The 14,193-nt window shown below is 72.7% G+C and carries 18 protein-coding genes; 1 reads left to right on the top strand and 17 read right to left on the bottom strand.

What is annotated here, in order from left to right:
• Positions 1-88: 88 nt before the first annotated feature.
• Both AB0H37_RS21490 and AB0H37_RS21485 read right to left on the bottom strand, forming a co-directional pair.
• The gene (locus AB0H37_RS21490; RefSeq protein ID WP_360614623.1) at positions 89-1,093 is read right to left on the bottom strand and encodes a sulfotransferase; all 1,005 of its coding nucleotides are present in this window, start codon (positions 1,091-1,093) and stop codon (positions 89-91) included.
• Positions 1,094-1,485: 392 nt separating this feature from the next.
• Complete coding sequence (locus AB0H37_RS21485; protein ID WP_179832617.1) at positions 1,486-2,436, bottom strand: LysR family transcriptional regulator; 951 nt, start codon at positions 2,434-2,436, stop codon at positions 1,486-1,488.
• Between the two features lie 79 nt (positions 2,437-2,515).
• Here AB0H37_RS21485 and AB0H37_RS21480 point away from each other — a divergent pair, with 79 nt between their 5' ends.
• Positions 2,516-3,757, top strand: coding sequence for an MFS transporter (locus AB0H37_RS21480; protein WP_360614621.1), 1,242 nt, complete (start codon positions 2,516-2,518; stop codon positions 3,755-3,757).
• Here AB0H37_RS21480 and hypE read toward each other — a convergent pair.
• From hypE to AB0H37_RS21405, 15 genes are all read right to left on the bottom strand, one after another.
• Positions 3,740-4,807: a hydrogenase expression/formation protein HypE gene (gene hypE, locus AB0H37_RS21475; RefSeq protein ID WP_179832615.1), complete on the bottom strand. Its 1,068-nt coding sequence runs from the start codon at positions 4,805-4,807 to the stop codon at positions 3,740-3,742. The two genes, AB0H37_RS21480 and hypE, sit on opposite strands and share 18 nt — an antisense overlap.
• Positions 4,804-5,982: a hydrogenase formation protein HypD gene (gene hypD / locus AB0H37_RS21470; protein ID WP_360614618.1), complete on the bottom strand. Its 1,179-nt coding sequence runs from the start codon at positions 5,980-5,982 to the stop codon at positions 4,804-4,806. Before hypD ends, hypE begins: the two co-directional genes overlap by 4 nt.
• Positions 5,982-6,251: a HypC/HybG/HupF family hydrogenase formation chaperone gene (locus AB0H37_RS21465; protein WP_179832613.1), complete on the bottom strand. Its 270-nt coding sequence runs from the start codon at positions 6,249-6,251 to the stop codon at positions 5,982-5,984. Before AB0H37_RS21465 ends, hypD begins: the two co-directional genes overlap by 1 nt.
• Positions 6,251-6,889 carry an SIS domain-containing protein gene (locus AB0H37_RS21460; RefSeq protein WP_329098394.1) on the bottom strand — a complete coding sequence of 213 codons (639 nt, stop codon included), beginning with the start codon at positions 6,887-6,889 and terminating at the stop codon, positions 6,251-6,253. Before AB0H37_RS21460 ends, AB0H37_RS21465 begins: the two co-directional genes overlap by 1 nt.
• 5 nt (positions 6,890-6,894) lie before the next feature.
• Positions 6,895-7,101 (bottom strand): HypC/HybG/HupF family hydrogenase formation chaperone, encoded by a 207-nt coding sequence (locus AB0H37_RS21455; RefSeq protein ID WP_179832612.1) that lies wholly within the window; start codon positions 7,099-7,101, stop codon positions 6,895-6,897.
• Complete coding sequence (locus tag AB0H37_RS21450; protein ID WP_329095067.1) at positions 7,098-7,691, bottom strand: SIS domain-containing protein; 594 nt, start codon at positions 7,689-7,691, stop codon at positions 7,098-7,100. Before AB0H37_RS21450 ends, AB0H37_RS21455 begins: the two co-directional genes overlap by 4 nt.
• On the bottom strand, positions 7,688-8,221 hold the full coding sequence (locus AB0H37_RS21445; protein WP_179832611.1) for a DUF892 family protein: 534 nt from the start codon (positions 8,219-8,221) through the stop codon (positions 7,688-7,690). The genes AB0H37_RS21450 and AB0H37_RS21445 overlap by 4 nt, the downstream gene beginning before the upstream one ends.
• Positions 8,218-8,349 carry a hypothetical protein gene (locus tag AB0H37_RS21440; protein WP_360614616.1) on the bottom strand — a complete coding sequence of 44 codons (132 nt, stop codon included), beginning with the start codon at positions 8,347-8,349 and terminating at the stop codon, positions 8,218-8,220. Before AB0H37_RS21440 ends, AB0H37_RS21445 begins: the two co-directional genes overlap by 4 nt.
• Positions 8,346-9,137: a hydrogenase maturation protease gene (locus AB0H37_RS21435; protein WP_329095072.1), complete on the bottom strand. Its 792-nt coding sequence runs from the start codon at positions 9,135-9,137 to the stop codon at positions 8,346-8,348. Before AB0H37_RS21435 ends, AB0H37_RS21440 begins: the two co-directional genes overlap by 4 nt.
• Positions 9,134-10,126 (bottom strand): hypothetical protein, encoded by a 993-nt coding sequence (locus AB0H37_RS21430; RefSeq protein ID WP_360614614.1) that lies wholly within the window; start codon positions 10,124-10,126, stop codon positions 9,134-9,136. The genes AB0H37_RS21435 and AB0H37_RS21430 overlap by 4 nt, the downstream gene beginning before the upstream one ends.
• On the bottom strand, positions 10,114-10,785 hold the full coding sequence (locus AB0H37_RS21425; protein ID WP_360614612.1) for a DUF6084 family protein: 672 nt from the start codon (positions 10,783-10,785) through the stop codon (positions 10,114-10,116). Before AB0H37_RS21425 ends, AB0H37_RS21430 begins: the two co-directional genes overlap by 13 nt.
• Positions 10,786-10,946: 161 nt before the next feature.
• Positions 10,947-11,150: a hypothetical protein gene (locus AB0H37_RS21420; RefSeq protein WP_329095077.1), complete on the bottom strand. Its 204-nt coding sequence runs from the start codon at positions 11,148-11,150 to the stop codon at positions 10,947-10,949.
• Complete coding sequence (locus AB0H37_RS21415; protein ID WP_329095079.1) at positions 11,147-11,803, bottom strand: DUF5947 family protein; 657 nt, start codon at positions 11,801-11,803, stop codon at positions 11,147-11,149. The genes AB0H37_RS21420 and AB0H37_RS21415 overlap by 4 nt, the downstream gene beginning before the upstream one ends.
• Positions 11,800-12,285 (bottom strand): hypothetical protein, encoded by a 486-nt coding sequence (locus AB0H37_RS21410; protein WP_329095081.1) that lies wholly within the window; start codon positions 12,283-12,285, stop codon positions 11,800-11,802. The genes AB0H37_RS21415 and AB0H37_RS21410 overlap by 4 nt, the downstream gene beginning before the upstream one ends.
• Complete coding sequence (locus tag AB0H37_RS21405) at positions 12,285-14,090, bottom strand: nickel-dependent hydrogenase large subunit (RefSeq protein ID WP_360614609.1); 1,806 nt, start codon at positions 14,088-14,090, stop codon at positions 12,285-12,287. The genes AB0H37_RS21410 and AB0H37_RS21405 overlap by 1 nt, the downstream gene beginning before the upstream one ends.
• Positions 14,091-14,193: the final 103 nt, after the last annotated feature.

Raw genomic sequence — 14,193 nt, 5'->3', positions numbered from 1 at the left:
CCTTCAGCCGAGTCTCGTGCCGCCCGGCCGAGACAGCCTTACCTGAAGGCAAGGATCACCTGTCCCCTCAGTCCATGCCCTCAGTCTGTCAGGACACGCTTACCGGACCGTTCAGCCACGAGACGACGGGGTTGGGCTCGCGTCCCTCCGCGAGCCGTTCACGGAGGGCCTGCGCGTGCCGCGCCCGCCAGCGGTGCACCGCGAGGCGGTGGAATCCTACGAGCGGCGCCGCCGCGGGACGCGCCCCCTCCGTGATCGCGTAACCGTGGTGGCGCAGCCGGGAGGCGAGCACGTGCTGGACGAGGTCCGCCTCCCAGCCCTCCAGCCGGTCGCGCCAGGCGCCGACATGGCGGCCGTTGACGGCCTCGTGCGTGCCCAGGTGCCACCTCCGCGTGGACGGCACGGTCCGCCGTGCGTGCCGGTACGCCGTCGTCATGCCGGGGTCGTACTCCTCGCAGAGGAACGCGCACAGCCTCGTCAGGGCGTCCTCGGGCTCGGCGACCAGGTCCTCGTAGCGGAACTCGTAGAACGTTTCCGGGCCGAGGCGGGTCTGGAGGCGCGTGCCCATGTCGACCGCCTCACGCCAGGTCAGCGCGGCGGCGTGGATGTCGCCGTCGAACCACGGCATCCGCGTCAGGGAGCTCACCGCGTCCCGGCCGTCCCTGACGAGATGGACGAACTGGGCGTCGGGGAACATCCGCCGGAGCATCGGCACCCGGCGGAAGTAGCTCGGCCGCTTGTCCCCCCAGCGCGGCTTCCCGTGCCGGCGCGCGTAGGCGCGGAACACCGCCGCGATCGCCGACCCGAGCGTCGGCGGCCCCTGCACGATCTCCTCGACCACGGCCGCGGCGTCCAGCCGCAGCACCCCGAACTTGGTGCCCTCGCCGCTGGTGATCCATTCGGCCAGCGCGCGCCGGTTCTCCGGCCGCTCCAGGTCCCCGAACCGGTGCCGGAGATCGTAGGAAACGTGCACGAACCGCGTCTCGGAGGGGAACGCGATCTGCCGGTGCGAGTGCAGCATCTGCTGCAGCAGCGTCGTCCCCGAGCGCGGGCACCCGAGCACGAAGATGGGCCTGCACGACTCCCCCTCCATGGCCCGCGAACGTACCCGCGCCCCCTCGGACGAAGCTCAAACGAATCTCAACAGAACCTGAAAACCGCAGGTCACAGCAGTCCCATGCTCCCCATGGGCCCCACCCGCCCATCCGGGCCGGCCTCCTGCGCCCCGGCGCCGAAGGCGTGTCGCCCTCGGAGGGCGACTCGGCCTGCTCGTTTACCCGCACGCAGGACGCACCCGGAGTGATTGAACGTTCGAGTGCTTTCAATGGACCGAAGGGAGGTATCTCGTCGTCAGGTAGATGTCGTTGTGGCCGCCGCCGCCGGTCGGCGTCGCCCTTCCCGAGTAATGCGCGATGTGCGTTTCTCCTCCGCCCAAAGAGCGCCGGGATATGCGTTGCCGGCCGGAGAGGGCGCTTCCCGAGTGGCTCACGCCCCCGCATCCGCCGGCGCTCCGCCCTTTTCCGCCGACGGCGTTTCCCGTGCCGCGCCGCGAGGCGGTGCGGGCACCGCCGGGACGTCCAGGGCCGCCAGAAAGGCGGTGGCGGCCGGAGAAGGCCCGAGGCGGCTCCAGATCAGATGCTCGACCCGGGTCGGCGGATCACGGAGCTCGACGACGCGCAGGTCGGCGAGCCCGGTGACGAAGGCGGCGGGGAGCATGCCGACGCCCAGGCCCAGCCGGACCAGCCGGACCAGGAGGTCCGGGGTCGTCACCTCGAAGGCGACGTCACGGCCGACCCCGGCGGCGGCGAACGCCTCGTCGGACTGGGCGCGCCCGGCCGTCCCGGCGGAGAAGTCGACGAACACCTCGTCCGCGAGGCGGCGCAGGCCGACGTCCACCGCGTCGGCCAGCGGGTGCCCGGGGGCGACCACCGCCACCAGCTCGCCGTGCGCCAGCACGCGGCCGTGCACGCCTTTCGGCCGGGCGCTGCGCGGCAGCCCGAGGAACGCGAGGTCCAGCGTGCCCTGCCGCACCCGCTCGGCCAGGTCCGCGCTCCCTCCGATGCGCAGCGTGACCCGCACCTGCGGATGGCGGACGTGGAAATCCTTCAGTGCGCTCGGCAGGTCCACCGCCGTCACCGTGGGGATGGCACCGATGGCGAGCCGGCCGCGGATCTCGCCGGAGACCGCCGCGACCTCGGCGCGGGCGCGGTCCGCGGCGTCGAGGGCCTGCCGGGCGGCGGGCAGGAACGCCTCACCGGCCGGGGTCAGCCGGACCCGGCGGCTGGTCCGGTCGAAGAGCCGGGTGCCCAGTTCGCGTTCCAGCCGGGCGATCTGGTGGCTCAGCGCCGACTGGACGACCCGGCAGCGCTCGGCCGCCCGGGTGAAGTTCGCCGTCTCCGCCACCGCGACCACGTAGCGCATCTGCTGGAGCTCCATCGATCCATCTTGGATCGCGATCAATGAGATGACAAACATGTGTTGGACTCATCGATCGCGCCGGGGCGAGACTCCGGGGGTGGACACGAACACGACGACCGACGAGACGATCAGAGGCGATGCGGCCGTTCGGGAGGAGCGCCCGCACTCGGCCCTTCGAGGATGGCTGGGGGTCGCGGCGATCACGGCCAGCCTGTTCGCCTTCCTCACCACCGAGCTGATGCCCGTCGGCATCCTCACCCCGGTGAGCACGAGCCTCGGCATATCGGTCGGAGTCGCCGGGCTGATGGTCACGGTGTACGGCGTCTCGGCCGGGCTGGGCGTGCCCTTCATCGTGGCGTGGAGCAGGCGCGTCAACCGCCGCGTCCTGCTCTCGGCGCTCCTGGCGGTCCTGGCCGCGGGGAACCTGGTCACCGCCGTCTCCCCGAACTACCCGCTCGTCCTCGCGACACGGCTCACCATGGGTTTCGCGAGCGGGGTCTTCTGGGCCATCGGCGTGAGCATGGCGATGCGCCTCGTTCCGGAGCGCCAGGCGAGCAGGGCGGCCGCGGTCGTGATGTCCGGCATCTCGATCGCCGCCGTGGTGGGCATGCCGCTCGGCACGTTCCTTGAGGACCTCACCGGCTGGCGGACCACGTTCCTCATCTGGAGCGGCCTCAGCGCGCTGGTGTTCCTCGCGGTCGCCGCCGTCATCCCGTCTCTGCCGTCGCGGAACGCGGTCCCCGTCCGCGAGGTGTTCGCCCTTCCGCTCAGGAACGTGCGGCTGCGCTCGGTCATGTTCACCGTCGTGCTGTTCGTGCTCGGCCACTTCGGGGCCTACACGTTCGTGCGGCCGTTCCTGGAAGGCGACTCGGACGCCTCGCCCGCCTCCATCACCGGGCTCCTGATGGCCTACGGCATCGGGGGCGCCCTGGGGAACTTCATCGCCGGGCACACCGCGTCCAGGCACCTGAGGGCGACCTTCGTCACCGCCTGCTCGGGCCTCGTCGCCTCGTTGCTGCTGCTTCTGACGGTCGGGCACTGGACGGCCGCGCCGGTCGTCCTGCTCGTCGTGTGGGGCGTGTCCTTCGGCGCCTGGCAGCTGTGCCAGGTCAACATGACGCTCGCCGCCGCGCCCGACACGTTCGAGGCCGCGATGTCGCTCAACACCCTGGCCTACAACACCTCCATCGCGGTCGGCGCGCTGTTCGGCGGGCTGTTCGCCGACCATCTGGGCGTCAGGAGCGTCCTCTGGTTCGGCGCGGCGCTGACGGCGGCGTCGCTGCTCGTCACGCTCGCCGGCGTCCGGCGGGGCCGCCCGGCGTCAGCAGATGCGCGGTAGCGGGTCGCCGACCAGGAGGTCGACGATGCGGGTGCCGCCGAAGGCCGTCTTCAGCAGGACGAGGCCGGACGGGTCGTCGGTCACGCGGCCGATGACGGCGGCCTCCTCGCCCAGCGGGTGGGCCCGCAGCGCCGCCAGCGCGGCCCGCTCGCACTCCGGGGCGACCACGACCACGGCGCGGCCCTCGCACGCGACGTACATCGGGTCGATCCCGAGCAGCTCGCAGGCGCCCCGGACGGCGGGGCGCACCGGGATCGCGTCCTCCTCCACCACCACGGCCGTCCCGGCGTCCGACGCCAGCTCGTTGAGGACGGTCGCCACGCCGCCCCGCGTCGCGTCCCGCATCCGGCGCAGGCCGCCCGGGCACGCGTCGGCCAGGTCGGCCAGCAGGCAGGTCAGCGGCGCGGTGTCCGAGACGACGTCGGCCTCCAGGTCGAGCTCGCCGCGCGCCAGCATGATCGTGACGCCGTGCTCGCCGATCGGCCCCGTCACCAGCACGGTGTCGCCGGGACGGATCTCCCCCGCCGGCCGGGACCGCACGACCCCCACGCCCGCCGTGGTGACGAAGCAGCCGTCGGCCTTCCCGCGCTCGACGACCTTGGTGTCGCCGGTGACGATGTCGACGCCCGCCGCGTCCGCCGCGCGCCGCATCGACTCGACGATGCGCCGCAGGTCGGCGACGGGGAACCCCTCTTCGAGGATGAACCCCGCCGACAGGTGCAGCGGCCTCGCGCCGCAGACGGCGAGGTCGTTGACCGTCCCGTTGACGGCCAGGTCGCCGATGTCGCCGCCGGGGAAGAACAGGGGCGACACCACATGGCAGTCGGTGGTGAAGGCGAGGTGGGCGCCGTTCACCGCGAAACACGCCGAGTCGTCCAGCCGGTCCAGGAGCGGATTGGTGAACGCCTCCCGGAACACCGCCTCGACCAGGGTGTGGGTGGCCTTGCCGCCGGAGCCGTGCGCGAGCGTGATCGTGTCCTCGCGGAGCCGGGCCTTGCGGGCCCGCGCGCGCTCGATGCGTTCCAGGACCTGTTCCTCGCGGACGGTCATCGCGCCGTCTCCCTCACCTGTCCGGCGTCTTCCGCCCGGCCCGCCCCGCCGCTCCGGCCGACCTCGCTGATCCGCTCGCGGGTGAAGCGGCCGAAGTTGTAGTACGCGGCGCACGCGCCCTCGGACGAGACCATGCACGTCCCGATCGGCGTCTCCGGGGTGCAGGCCGTCCCGAAGACCTTGCACTCCCACGGTTTCAGGACGCCCTTGAGCACCTCGCCGCACTGGCACGCCTTCGGATCGGCGACGCGTCCGCCCGGGATGTCGAAGATGCGCTCGGCGTCGAAGGCGGCGAACTCCTCCTTCATCCGGAGCGCGGAGTGGGAGATGAAGCCGAGGCCGCGCCACTCGAAGTACGGCCGCGGCTCCATGACCTCGGAGATCGCCTCCAGTGCCCGGGGATTGCCGTCCCACGGGACGACCCGGCCGTACTGGTTCTCCACCTCCGAGCGGCCCGCGGCGAGCTGGGCCAGCAGCATGTGCACCGACTGCAGGATGTCCAGCGGCTCGAACCCGGCGACGACCAGCGGTTTCCCGTAGTCGTCGGTGATGAACGAGTAGGGCCGGCAGCCGATCACGGTCGACACGTGGCCCGGGCCGAGGAAGCCGTCCAGGCGCAGGTCCGGCGAGTCGAGAATGGCCTTGATCGCCGGAAGGATCGTCACGTGGTTGCAGAACACCGAGAAGTTCCGGATTCCGGCCGCGGCCGCCCGCAGCACCGTCATGGCGGTGGACGGCGCGGTCGTCTCGAACCCGATCCCCATGAACACCACGCGCCGCGACGGGTTCCGCTCGGCGATCTTCAGCGCGTCCAGCGGCGAGTACACCATCCGGATGTCCGCGCCGGCGGCCTTGGCGTCCAGGAACGACCCCCGGCCGCCCGGTACCCGCATCATGTCCCCGAACGACGCCATGATGACGTCGGGCTGCGACGCGATGTGGATCGCGTCGTCCACCCGCCCCATCGGGATCACGCACACCGGGCAGCCCGGCCCGTGCACCAGCGAGATGCTCTCCGGCAGGTAGTCCTCCAGGCCGTGCTTGTAGATGGTGTGCGTGTGGCCGCCGCACACCTCCATGAACTTGTAGTGCCGCCCGGGCTCGCACAGCGAGGCGATCGAGGCGGCGAGCGCCCGCGCCCGCTCCGCGTCCCGGTACTCGTCGACGAAGCGCATCAGTCGATCCTCGATTCCCGCAGCGCGTCGATCTCGTCGTCATAGGCCTCGCCGAGGCCCTCCAGCAGCGCCAGCGTCGCCCTCGCCTCGTCCTCGTCGATCTTGGACATGGCGAACCCGACATGGATGAGGACCCAGTCGCCGGCGGCGAGCCGCTCCCCGTCGAGCAGGGCGATGTTCACCGCCCGCCGGACGCCGGTCACGTCCACCTTCGCCATCGGGCGGTCCGGCATGATCTCCACGATCTCGCCCGGTATCGCCAGGCACATCAGAAGCCCTCCCCCGCCAGTTCGCGCTGCGTCAGTTCCCAGAGCGCGTGGTAGATCGTCGTCTGCGCCTCCTGGATGCGGTGCACCGACGACGACGGGACCGTGAACAGGTGGTGCAGGCCGGAAGTCTCCGCCATCTGCCCGCCGGTGTATCCGGCGAGCCCGACCACCGTCATCCCGCGCCGCGCCGCCTCCCGCAGCGCGGCGATGAGGTTGTCGGAGTTCCCGCTGGTGGACAGCGCCAGCGCGATGTCGCCCGGACGCCCGAACGCGGCGAGCTGCCGCGCGAACACCACCTCGAACCCGACGTCGTTGGACAGCGCGGTGACCACGGCGACGTCGGTCGTGAGCGCCAGCGCGGGCAGCGGCCGCGCGGACCCGCCCGGGTTGAGGAACAGCGCCGCGACGTCCTGCGCGTCCGTCGAGCTGCCGCCGTTGCCGAACGTGAAGAGCCGGCCGCCGGAGCGGAACGCGTCCGCCATCCGCGCGGCGCAGGCCGCGAGGTCCTCGCCGTACAGCTCCAGGACGGCCTCGCGCAGCCGGACGATCTCCTCGACCTTCTCGCGCGTCGAGCGGCGCACGTCCTCCAGCAGGGTGTCCAGCCCCGAGCCGCCCGCGTACAGGAAGGGATAGAGCATCTCGGTCACGTCGTCACGACCCCGATCGCCTCCTTGGCGTGGACGAGCACGGTGTCGCCGACATCGGCGTCCACCAGCGCCACGCTGACCTGTTCGAGCCGTCCGCCGCCGACGTCGACGTCCGCGAGGCCGTCGCCGAGGAGCCGCGCGACGACGACCGGGACGGCCTCGTCCGCGCAGGTCACGCAATGGTCGCCCGTGCACCCGGTCACGCGGTCACCTCCTGGCCGAGCACGCCCGGCTGCTCCAGGAACACGTGCACCAGCTCCCACAGCACGTGGTACGCGGTGACGTGCACCTCCTTCACGACCCGCGGGTCGCCGGACGGCACCGTGACCAGGTGGTCGACCGCCCCGGCGAGCGCTCCCCCGTCGCCGCCCGCCAGCGCGACCGTCAGCATGCCGCGGTCCCGGGCGCACTCCATGGCGCGCAGGACGCTGCCGCAGCGGCCGTCCGGCGAGATCCCGAACGCGATGTCGTCCGGGCCGCCGAAGCAGCGGACCTGGTGGGCGAACACGTCGTCGAACCCCGCGCCGGCGCAGACGCCGGTGATCGTCGCGACGTCGCCGGTGAGCGACAGCGCGGGCAGCGCCCGCTTGCCGACGATCACCGGGTGCACGAACTCGACCGCGACGTGCTGCGCGTCGGTCGCGGCGGCGCCGGTCCCGAAGGTGAGCAGGCGTCCCCCGCGGTGGAAGCGGGCCGCCATCGCGTGGCAGGCCGCGGCGATGGCGCCGGCCTCCTCGGCGAGCGCGGCGCCCGGCTCCGCGCGGCGGCGGAACACCTCCTTCACGGCGGTCACCGGCCGTCCCCCGCGGACGGGGCGTGCCCGGCGCGCAGCGACATGTCCACGGCGAGGTCCCAGCGGTCCGACAGCTCGTGCGACATCGCGTGGGCGTCCTCGCACATCGCCGCCGCGACCGCCGCCGTCTCCCCGTCCCCGGCGCGGTCGGCGACCCGCCGCAGCGTCTCGCCCGCCCCGATCTGCAGGTGGACGGCGACGTAGGCGTCCCGCATGTGCCTGACGGGGTCGCGGTGGCCGTGGCCGATGCCGCCCTCCAGCACGGACGCGAGCAGCGTCCCGGCGTCGCGCGCGATGCTCGGGGACGACCCGTGCGCGTGCAGCCGCGCCTCGATCGCCCTCGTGTACGCCCGCGACCGCTCGGCGTAGTGCCCGAGCGGCCGGCACAGCTCCGGCTCGTCGGCCGCCGCGGTCAGCATCTCGCTCAGCGCGGCCTCGGTGTGCTCCTGGAGCGCGTGCGCGTCCTTCAGATGGCCGACGAGCCGCCGCTCGATCGTCGTCACGAGCGTCCGCTCCGCGTCCCCGATCACATCGACTCGGCTTTGACGTACCGGCGCAGCGCCGGCACCTCCTTGACGAGCACCACGATCGCGCCGACCGCGACCAGTCCGAGCATCAGCCGGACGACGCCCCGGCCCCTGCAGATCCCTTTCCTCATCCCCCCGCTCCCTCCTGCGCGAGTTCCTGCGTGAATTCCTCCGCCAGCAGCCGCTCGACCATCCCGGCGGCCTCCTCGACCGCCGCGCCGACCGGCGCGCTGAGCCTCATCTCCCAGGTGGCGTCCGTGGTCCGCGCCGACGGCTCGCACGCGACGAGCAGGATGCGCGGCGGGACCGGGCCGTTGTCCCGGGCCAGCCGCAGCACCTGCGCGGGGTCGAGGCCGTGCGCGTCGACGGCGACGCCGCCGAAGTCGTCCGGGCCGGGCTCGACCAGCGACACGGTGCCGGGCGCGTGGCCGCGCTCGGCCGCGTCGACCAGGACCGCGGCCTCGTAGCCGTCGCCGAGCGCGTACATGAGGTCGATGCCGCGGATGCCGAAGTCGACGACGTCCACGCCGGGCGGCTGCGGACGGGTCCGCAGCCGCCGGACGACCTCGACCCCGAACCCGTCGTCGCCGTGGAAGACGTTCCCGATCCCCGCGACGAGCACCTTGCGGGACGGCGCCTCCCCCGGCAGCGGCTCGACCTCGTCCGGCCGGACGAAGAAGCGGTGCCCGAGCTGGTTGTAGGGACCGAGGTCGCGGCCCGGGTCGTCGTCCAAGGCGACGACCAGGTGCACCCCGCCCTCCATGTCCTCCTCGACGCGCTCGACGACGGCGGTGCGCCCGACGAGCGCCAGGTCGAAGATGTCCGCGCCCCCGCGCGGACGCAGCCGGACCCGGCTCCCCGGAGCCGTCTCCCGCACGCCCGCCCCCACGTCCTCCCCGCTCACGTCTTCCCCGCTCACCACACGTCCCTCCGCGGATCCCTCAATGTGCCGTGCAGCGCGAGCAGCTCACCGGACGACAGGGCGCCGCACCGCTCCAGGATCTGCCGCGCCTTCGGGTCGGTCGCCGCCATCTCGCGCCGCTCGTCCTCGGTGAGGCTGAGCACGCTGAGGATCAGCAGCTGGTCGATCTCCGTCCCGTCGAACAGGTCGCCCGGGCTCTCCGGCGCCACCTGCGGCCAGTCGTAGAGGACGATCGGCGCCGCGAGGACGGTGTCGCGGCTGCCCGGCTCCCCCGCGAGGACCGGCCAGAGCCCGTCCCTGCCGCACGCGGCCGCCGCCCCCGCGAGCCGCTCCGGCGGATCCGTGAGCGACACGAACGCGCCGCCGTCCGTGCGCGCCACGACATGCGCGCACAGCATCCCGGCGCGGACGGCGTCCTCGCGCTCCCCGGCGGCGCCGGTGTTGACGACCTCGACGCGCAGCCGCACCACGCCGTCCCCGGCGGGCACGGCCGAGACCTCGACCCGCCCGTCCACCCGCTCCCACGACCGGACGAACCGCACGCCGCCGCCGCTGCACGACGCCTTGCCTTCCACGGCCTCCTCTTCGGCACCCGCGGCCACCTCGACGGGGACGCTGACGGGAGCGCGCACGAGACGCTCGACCGCGATCGGGCCGCTGGTGAGCTCGCGTTCGCGTGCCTCCTGCCAGCTGGTGCAGATCTCGTCGCCGACGCGGATCTCGTCCACGGGACCGTCGCCGTGCATCACCTGGCGGTGCACCGCGTGCAGGAACCGCAGCGTGACCTCGACGTCGGCGCCGGGGACGGCTTCGAGGAGGAACTCGGCGTGGACCGTCCAGTGGTCGCTGTTCCGCTCGGCGTAGCCGCGCGGATAGACGCTCCCGATCGTCCAGCGCTGCCGGTTCTTCAAGGCGGACCGGCGGTACGGCCAGAGCAGGTACCCCTCGTAGAGGACGGTGTCCGCGATCGCCCTCAGGCGGTCCACTCTTCCTCCCCACGTCGCTTCTCGGCCTGGCGCAGCAGTTCGTCGACCGTGTCGTCGAACGAGGAGTGCGCGCGGCGGGCCCGGTAGGCCGAGAGGCGGCCGAAGCAGTCGTCGTCCAGCCGCAACCAGCGGGCGGTGCCGTAGTAGCGGCCCATCAGGTCCCGCCACACCTGGAGGGGCAGGTCGCCGGTGGCCTCGTGGTGCCACGGGATCTGCCCGGTGCGCAGCGCGCCGTCCTCGCCGGGGTAGAAGACCGTGCCGTTGAAGGCCAGGTCGAGCGGGACGTCGCCGCCGCCGAGCGCGTGCAGGTACCGGTCGGCCGCGACCTGCATGTCGTGCCCGCACGGCAGGGACAGCGTCGCCTCCGTCCCGCCCTGGAACGTCGGCACGGTGGTGCCGACGCGCGCCCAGGTCAGCCCGCGCAGCGACCGGTCCCACATCTCCGGCGGGCCGAACACCCCGGCGAGCCGGTCGCGCTCGGCGTCGTCGTAGCCGCGGCGCGCCGCCGCGATCGTCACCACCGTGGTGAGCAGCACGCACTGGACGGGCCCGCCGTCCAGCCGCCGCAGCCCGATCCGCAGGCTAAGCGTCGGCGTCGCCGCGAACTTCTCCGGCTCGATGCCGACCAGGTCGAGCCCGAGCTCCGGTGTCTCGTTCATGCCCTGCCCCTTCGAGGGGGGACGACCCCCCGCGCCCCCCCGGTTCGCCGCGCTCATGCTCAATCCCCGTGGGGGGACGACCCCCCACACCCCCCGGTTCGCTGCGCTCATGCCCGTCACCCGTGGGGGGACGACCCCCCACACCCCCCGGTTCGCTGCGCTCATGCTGGTGAGAGATTGGGCATCGAATCGAGGATCGGGCCGTGGGTCTCCGGGTTGATCCCCGTCGAGCGGGCCGCGGTGGACGTGCCGTCGGGCAGGTGCCCGACCTGCTTGTCGTAGTTGCCCGTCCGGTTGCCCTCGCGGACGCCCCTCGTGTGCGAGGGCCTGTCGGGAGTGACGTCGGGCTTCCCCACTCTGATCATCGTGTTCCCCTCTTCTCCCCGGCGGCCGCCCGGGCCGCCGTCAACTCGGTGAAGAACGCGCCGATGTGATGCCAGACCGCGTCGCCGCCGGTGAAGCCCGTCCAGTGCTCGCGCAGCAGGGCGGTGAGCCGGTAGCAGTCGTCGATCGGGAGGATCCAGTGCTCGGCCGCGTCCCGCGCCCGGTGCACGACGAGCGCCTCCACGTCCGGGCGCAGTTCCGCCAGGACGGGGTTCGCCTCGGCCAGGCGCCGCCAGCTCGCGGCGTGGACGGCCGCGTGCAGCGCCCCTGCCGGGCTCGGATAGCGGGCGGTGACCTCGCCCGTCCCGGAGACGGTGAAGAAGGCCAGGTCGACCGGGATGCCGAGACCGGCCCACAGCGGGCCGTCCAGGTGGAAGCCGGTCAGCTCGCGCCGCCGGTCCGGGACGAGCCGGTAGTGCCGCCCGCCCGCCGGCCGGCCGTCGAACAGGAGGGTGCACGCCCCGCACGCGCACAGCAGCTCGCCCTTCTCCAGGTCGAGCAGGTGCCGGTGCGCGTCGTGCACGGGTTCGGCGCACAGCTCGCACCGCTCCACGGCCTCGCCCGGCGGCGGCGCCGGGCGCGGCGGAGCCGAGGCCAGCGCGGCCAGCCTCGGTGTGGAGAGCCCCGGCGTCATACGCGGCTCCGCACCTGGTCCAGAGTGATCAGCACCTTCTCCGGCGCGGGCGCCTCGATCTCGACCCGCTCCAGTTCCGGCGCCGCGGCGAGGGCCGCCCGCTCCACGGCGTCCAGCACCGGGCGGGGCGCGGCGGCGCGCCCCTCGGTCGCGACCTTCAGCCGCACCGACTCCCCGTCGACCCCGGTCAGCTCCACGGACGTGCGGTGCTTGGCCAGGAACGCCTCCAGCGCGGCGAGGGCCCGCCGGACCCGCGCCTCCGGCGCCTCGGGGTGCAGGCCGTGCATGGCCAGCAGGTGGCAGAGCAGCTCGTCGCCGGCCAGCTCCGAGGCGTCCGCGCAGAGCCGCACGATCCGGCCGAGCGCCTCCCCGTAGAGCTCCACCAGCGCCTGGACGGCCTGGTGCGCCCCGGGGTCGAGCCCGTCGAGCAGCCCTTCGAGGCGCTGGACGTGCTCGCGGACGCGCTCGTCGTCCCAGCCCATCACTGGCCTTCCTGGGCGCCGAACATCGGGGAGTGCCGCTTCTCGATCGTCCGGCCGTTGCCGACGTACATGTGCACGCCGCACGGCAGGCACGGGTCGAAGCTGCGGACGGTCCGCATGATGTCGATGCCCTTGAAGTCGTCCGGGCCGTTCTCCTCGAAGATCGGCTGCCCCTGGACGGCGTCCTCGTAGGGGCCCGGCGTGCCGTAGGAGTCGCGCGGGCTGGCGTTCCACGGCGTCGGCGGGTACGGGTGGTAGTTGGCGATCTTGCCGTCGCGGATGACGAGGTGGTGCGACAGCACGCCGCGGACCGCCTCGTGGAACCCGCAGCCGATCGCCTCGTCCGGGACGTCGAAGTCGGTGAACACCTTCGTCCGACCGGAGCGGACCTCGTCGAGGGCCTTCTCGGCGAAGTGCAGCGCCATCCCCGCCGCGTAGGCGATGAAGTACGCGCGGGCGCGGTCGCGCTCGATCGTGTTGGCGTACTGCGGCGGCTTCCACTCCAGGTTGACCTCCGGCATACCGGGGGTCTTCGGCAGGTCGATCTGGACGCTGTGCCCGGTGGAGCGGACGTACGGGGTGTCGACCTCGCCGGCCAGCGCGGTCGCCCACAGCCGGGCGAGCGGCCCGCCGCCGGTGTCGAGCGCGAGGTGGTCGCCGGTCCCGGGGTGGCGCCAGCGGGGGCTCATCACCCAGCTGTACTTGCCGCCGTCGAGGTCGCGCTTCTGCGGGCTCGGCAGCGTCGTCTGGTTCCACGGGTGCCGCTGGTCGATCGGGTTGCCGAGCGGGTCCTCCTTGACGAAGGTCTCCTCGTTCACCCAGTCGTCGTAGTAGGAGCTGCCGAGCAGGATCCTCATGCCGAGGTTGATGTCGACCAGGTCCGTCGTGAGGAGCTGCCCGTCCACGACGATGCCCGGGGTCACGTAGGCGGCCCGGCCCCACTCGGACATGTGCCGGTAGTCGTAGTCGCACACGTCGGGGTTCTGGAAGGCGCCCCAGCAGCCGAGCAGCGTCCGCCGCCGGCCCACCTGGTCGTAGCCGGGCAGCGACTCCAGGAAGAAGTCGAAGATGTCGTCGTTCATCGCGACGGCGCGCTTGACGAAGTCGAGGCAGCGGGTCAGCCGGACGAGGTAGTCGGTGAACACCTGCGGCGTCGCGACCGTCCCCACGCCGCCCGGGTACAGCGTGGACGGGTGGACGTGGCGCCCCTCCATCAGGCAGATCATCTCGCGGGTGATGCGGCTGAGCTGGAGGGCCTCCTTGTAGACCGAGCCCTCGAAGGGGTTGAACGCCGTCATGATGTCGGCGATCTTGCGGAACCCGTGGACGTCGCCGCGCGGCGCGTCGGTGTTCTTGGCCGTGGCGAGCAGGCCCGGGTTCGTCTCGGCGACCATCCGCTCGCAGAAGTCGACGAAGACCAGGTTGTCCTGGAACAGCGTGTGGTCGAACATGTACTCGGCGGCCTCGCCGAGGTTGATGATCCACTCGGCGAGCGGCGGCGGTTTGATCCCGTAGGCCATGTTCTGGGCGTAGATCGAACAGGTCGCGTGGTTGTCGCCGCAGATGCCGCAGATCCGGCTGGTAATGAAGTGCGCGTCGCGCGGGTCCTTGCCCTTCATGAACACGCTGTAGCCGCGGAAGATGGACGAGGTGCTCCGGCACTCGGCCACCTGCCCGTTCGCGAAGTCGATCTTGGTGTAGATGCCGAGGTTGCCGACGATCCGGGTGATCGGGTCGAACGCCACCTCGACGAGCCCCGACTGCGTGGCGGCCCGTTCGCCTCGCGCCTGCGTCCCCTGCTTCATGACTCGCCCCGCTCCATGACTAGCCCCTGTTCCATCGCCCTGGCCGCCGTCCATCGGCGCGGCCGTCCTGCGTCCGTGTCTTTTCTGGTCAGGCCGTACCGCG

Source organism: Actinomadura sp. NPDC023710 (assembly GCF_040639875.1).
Lineage (GTDB): Bacteria > Actinomycetota > Actinomycetes > Streptosporangiales > Streptosporangiaceae > Spirillospora > Spirillospora citrea.
This window is presented reverse-complemented; position numbering and strand designations above follow the sequence as displayed.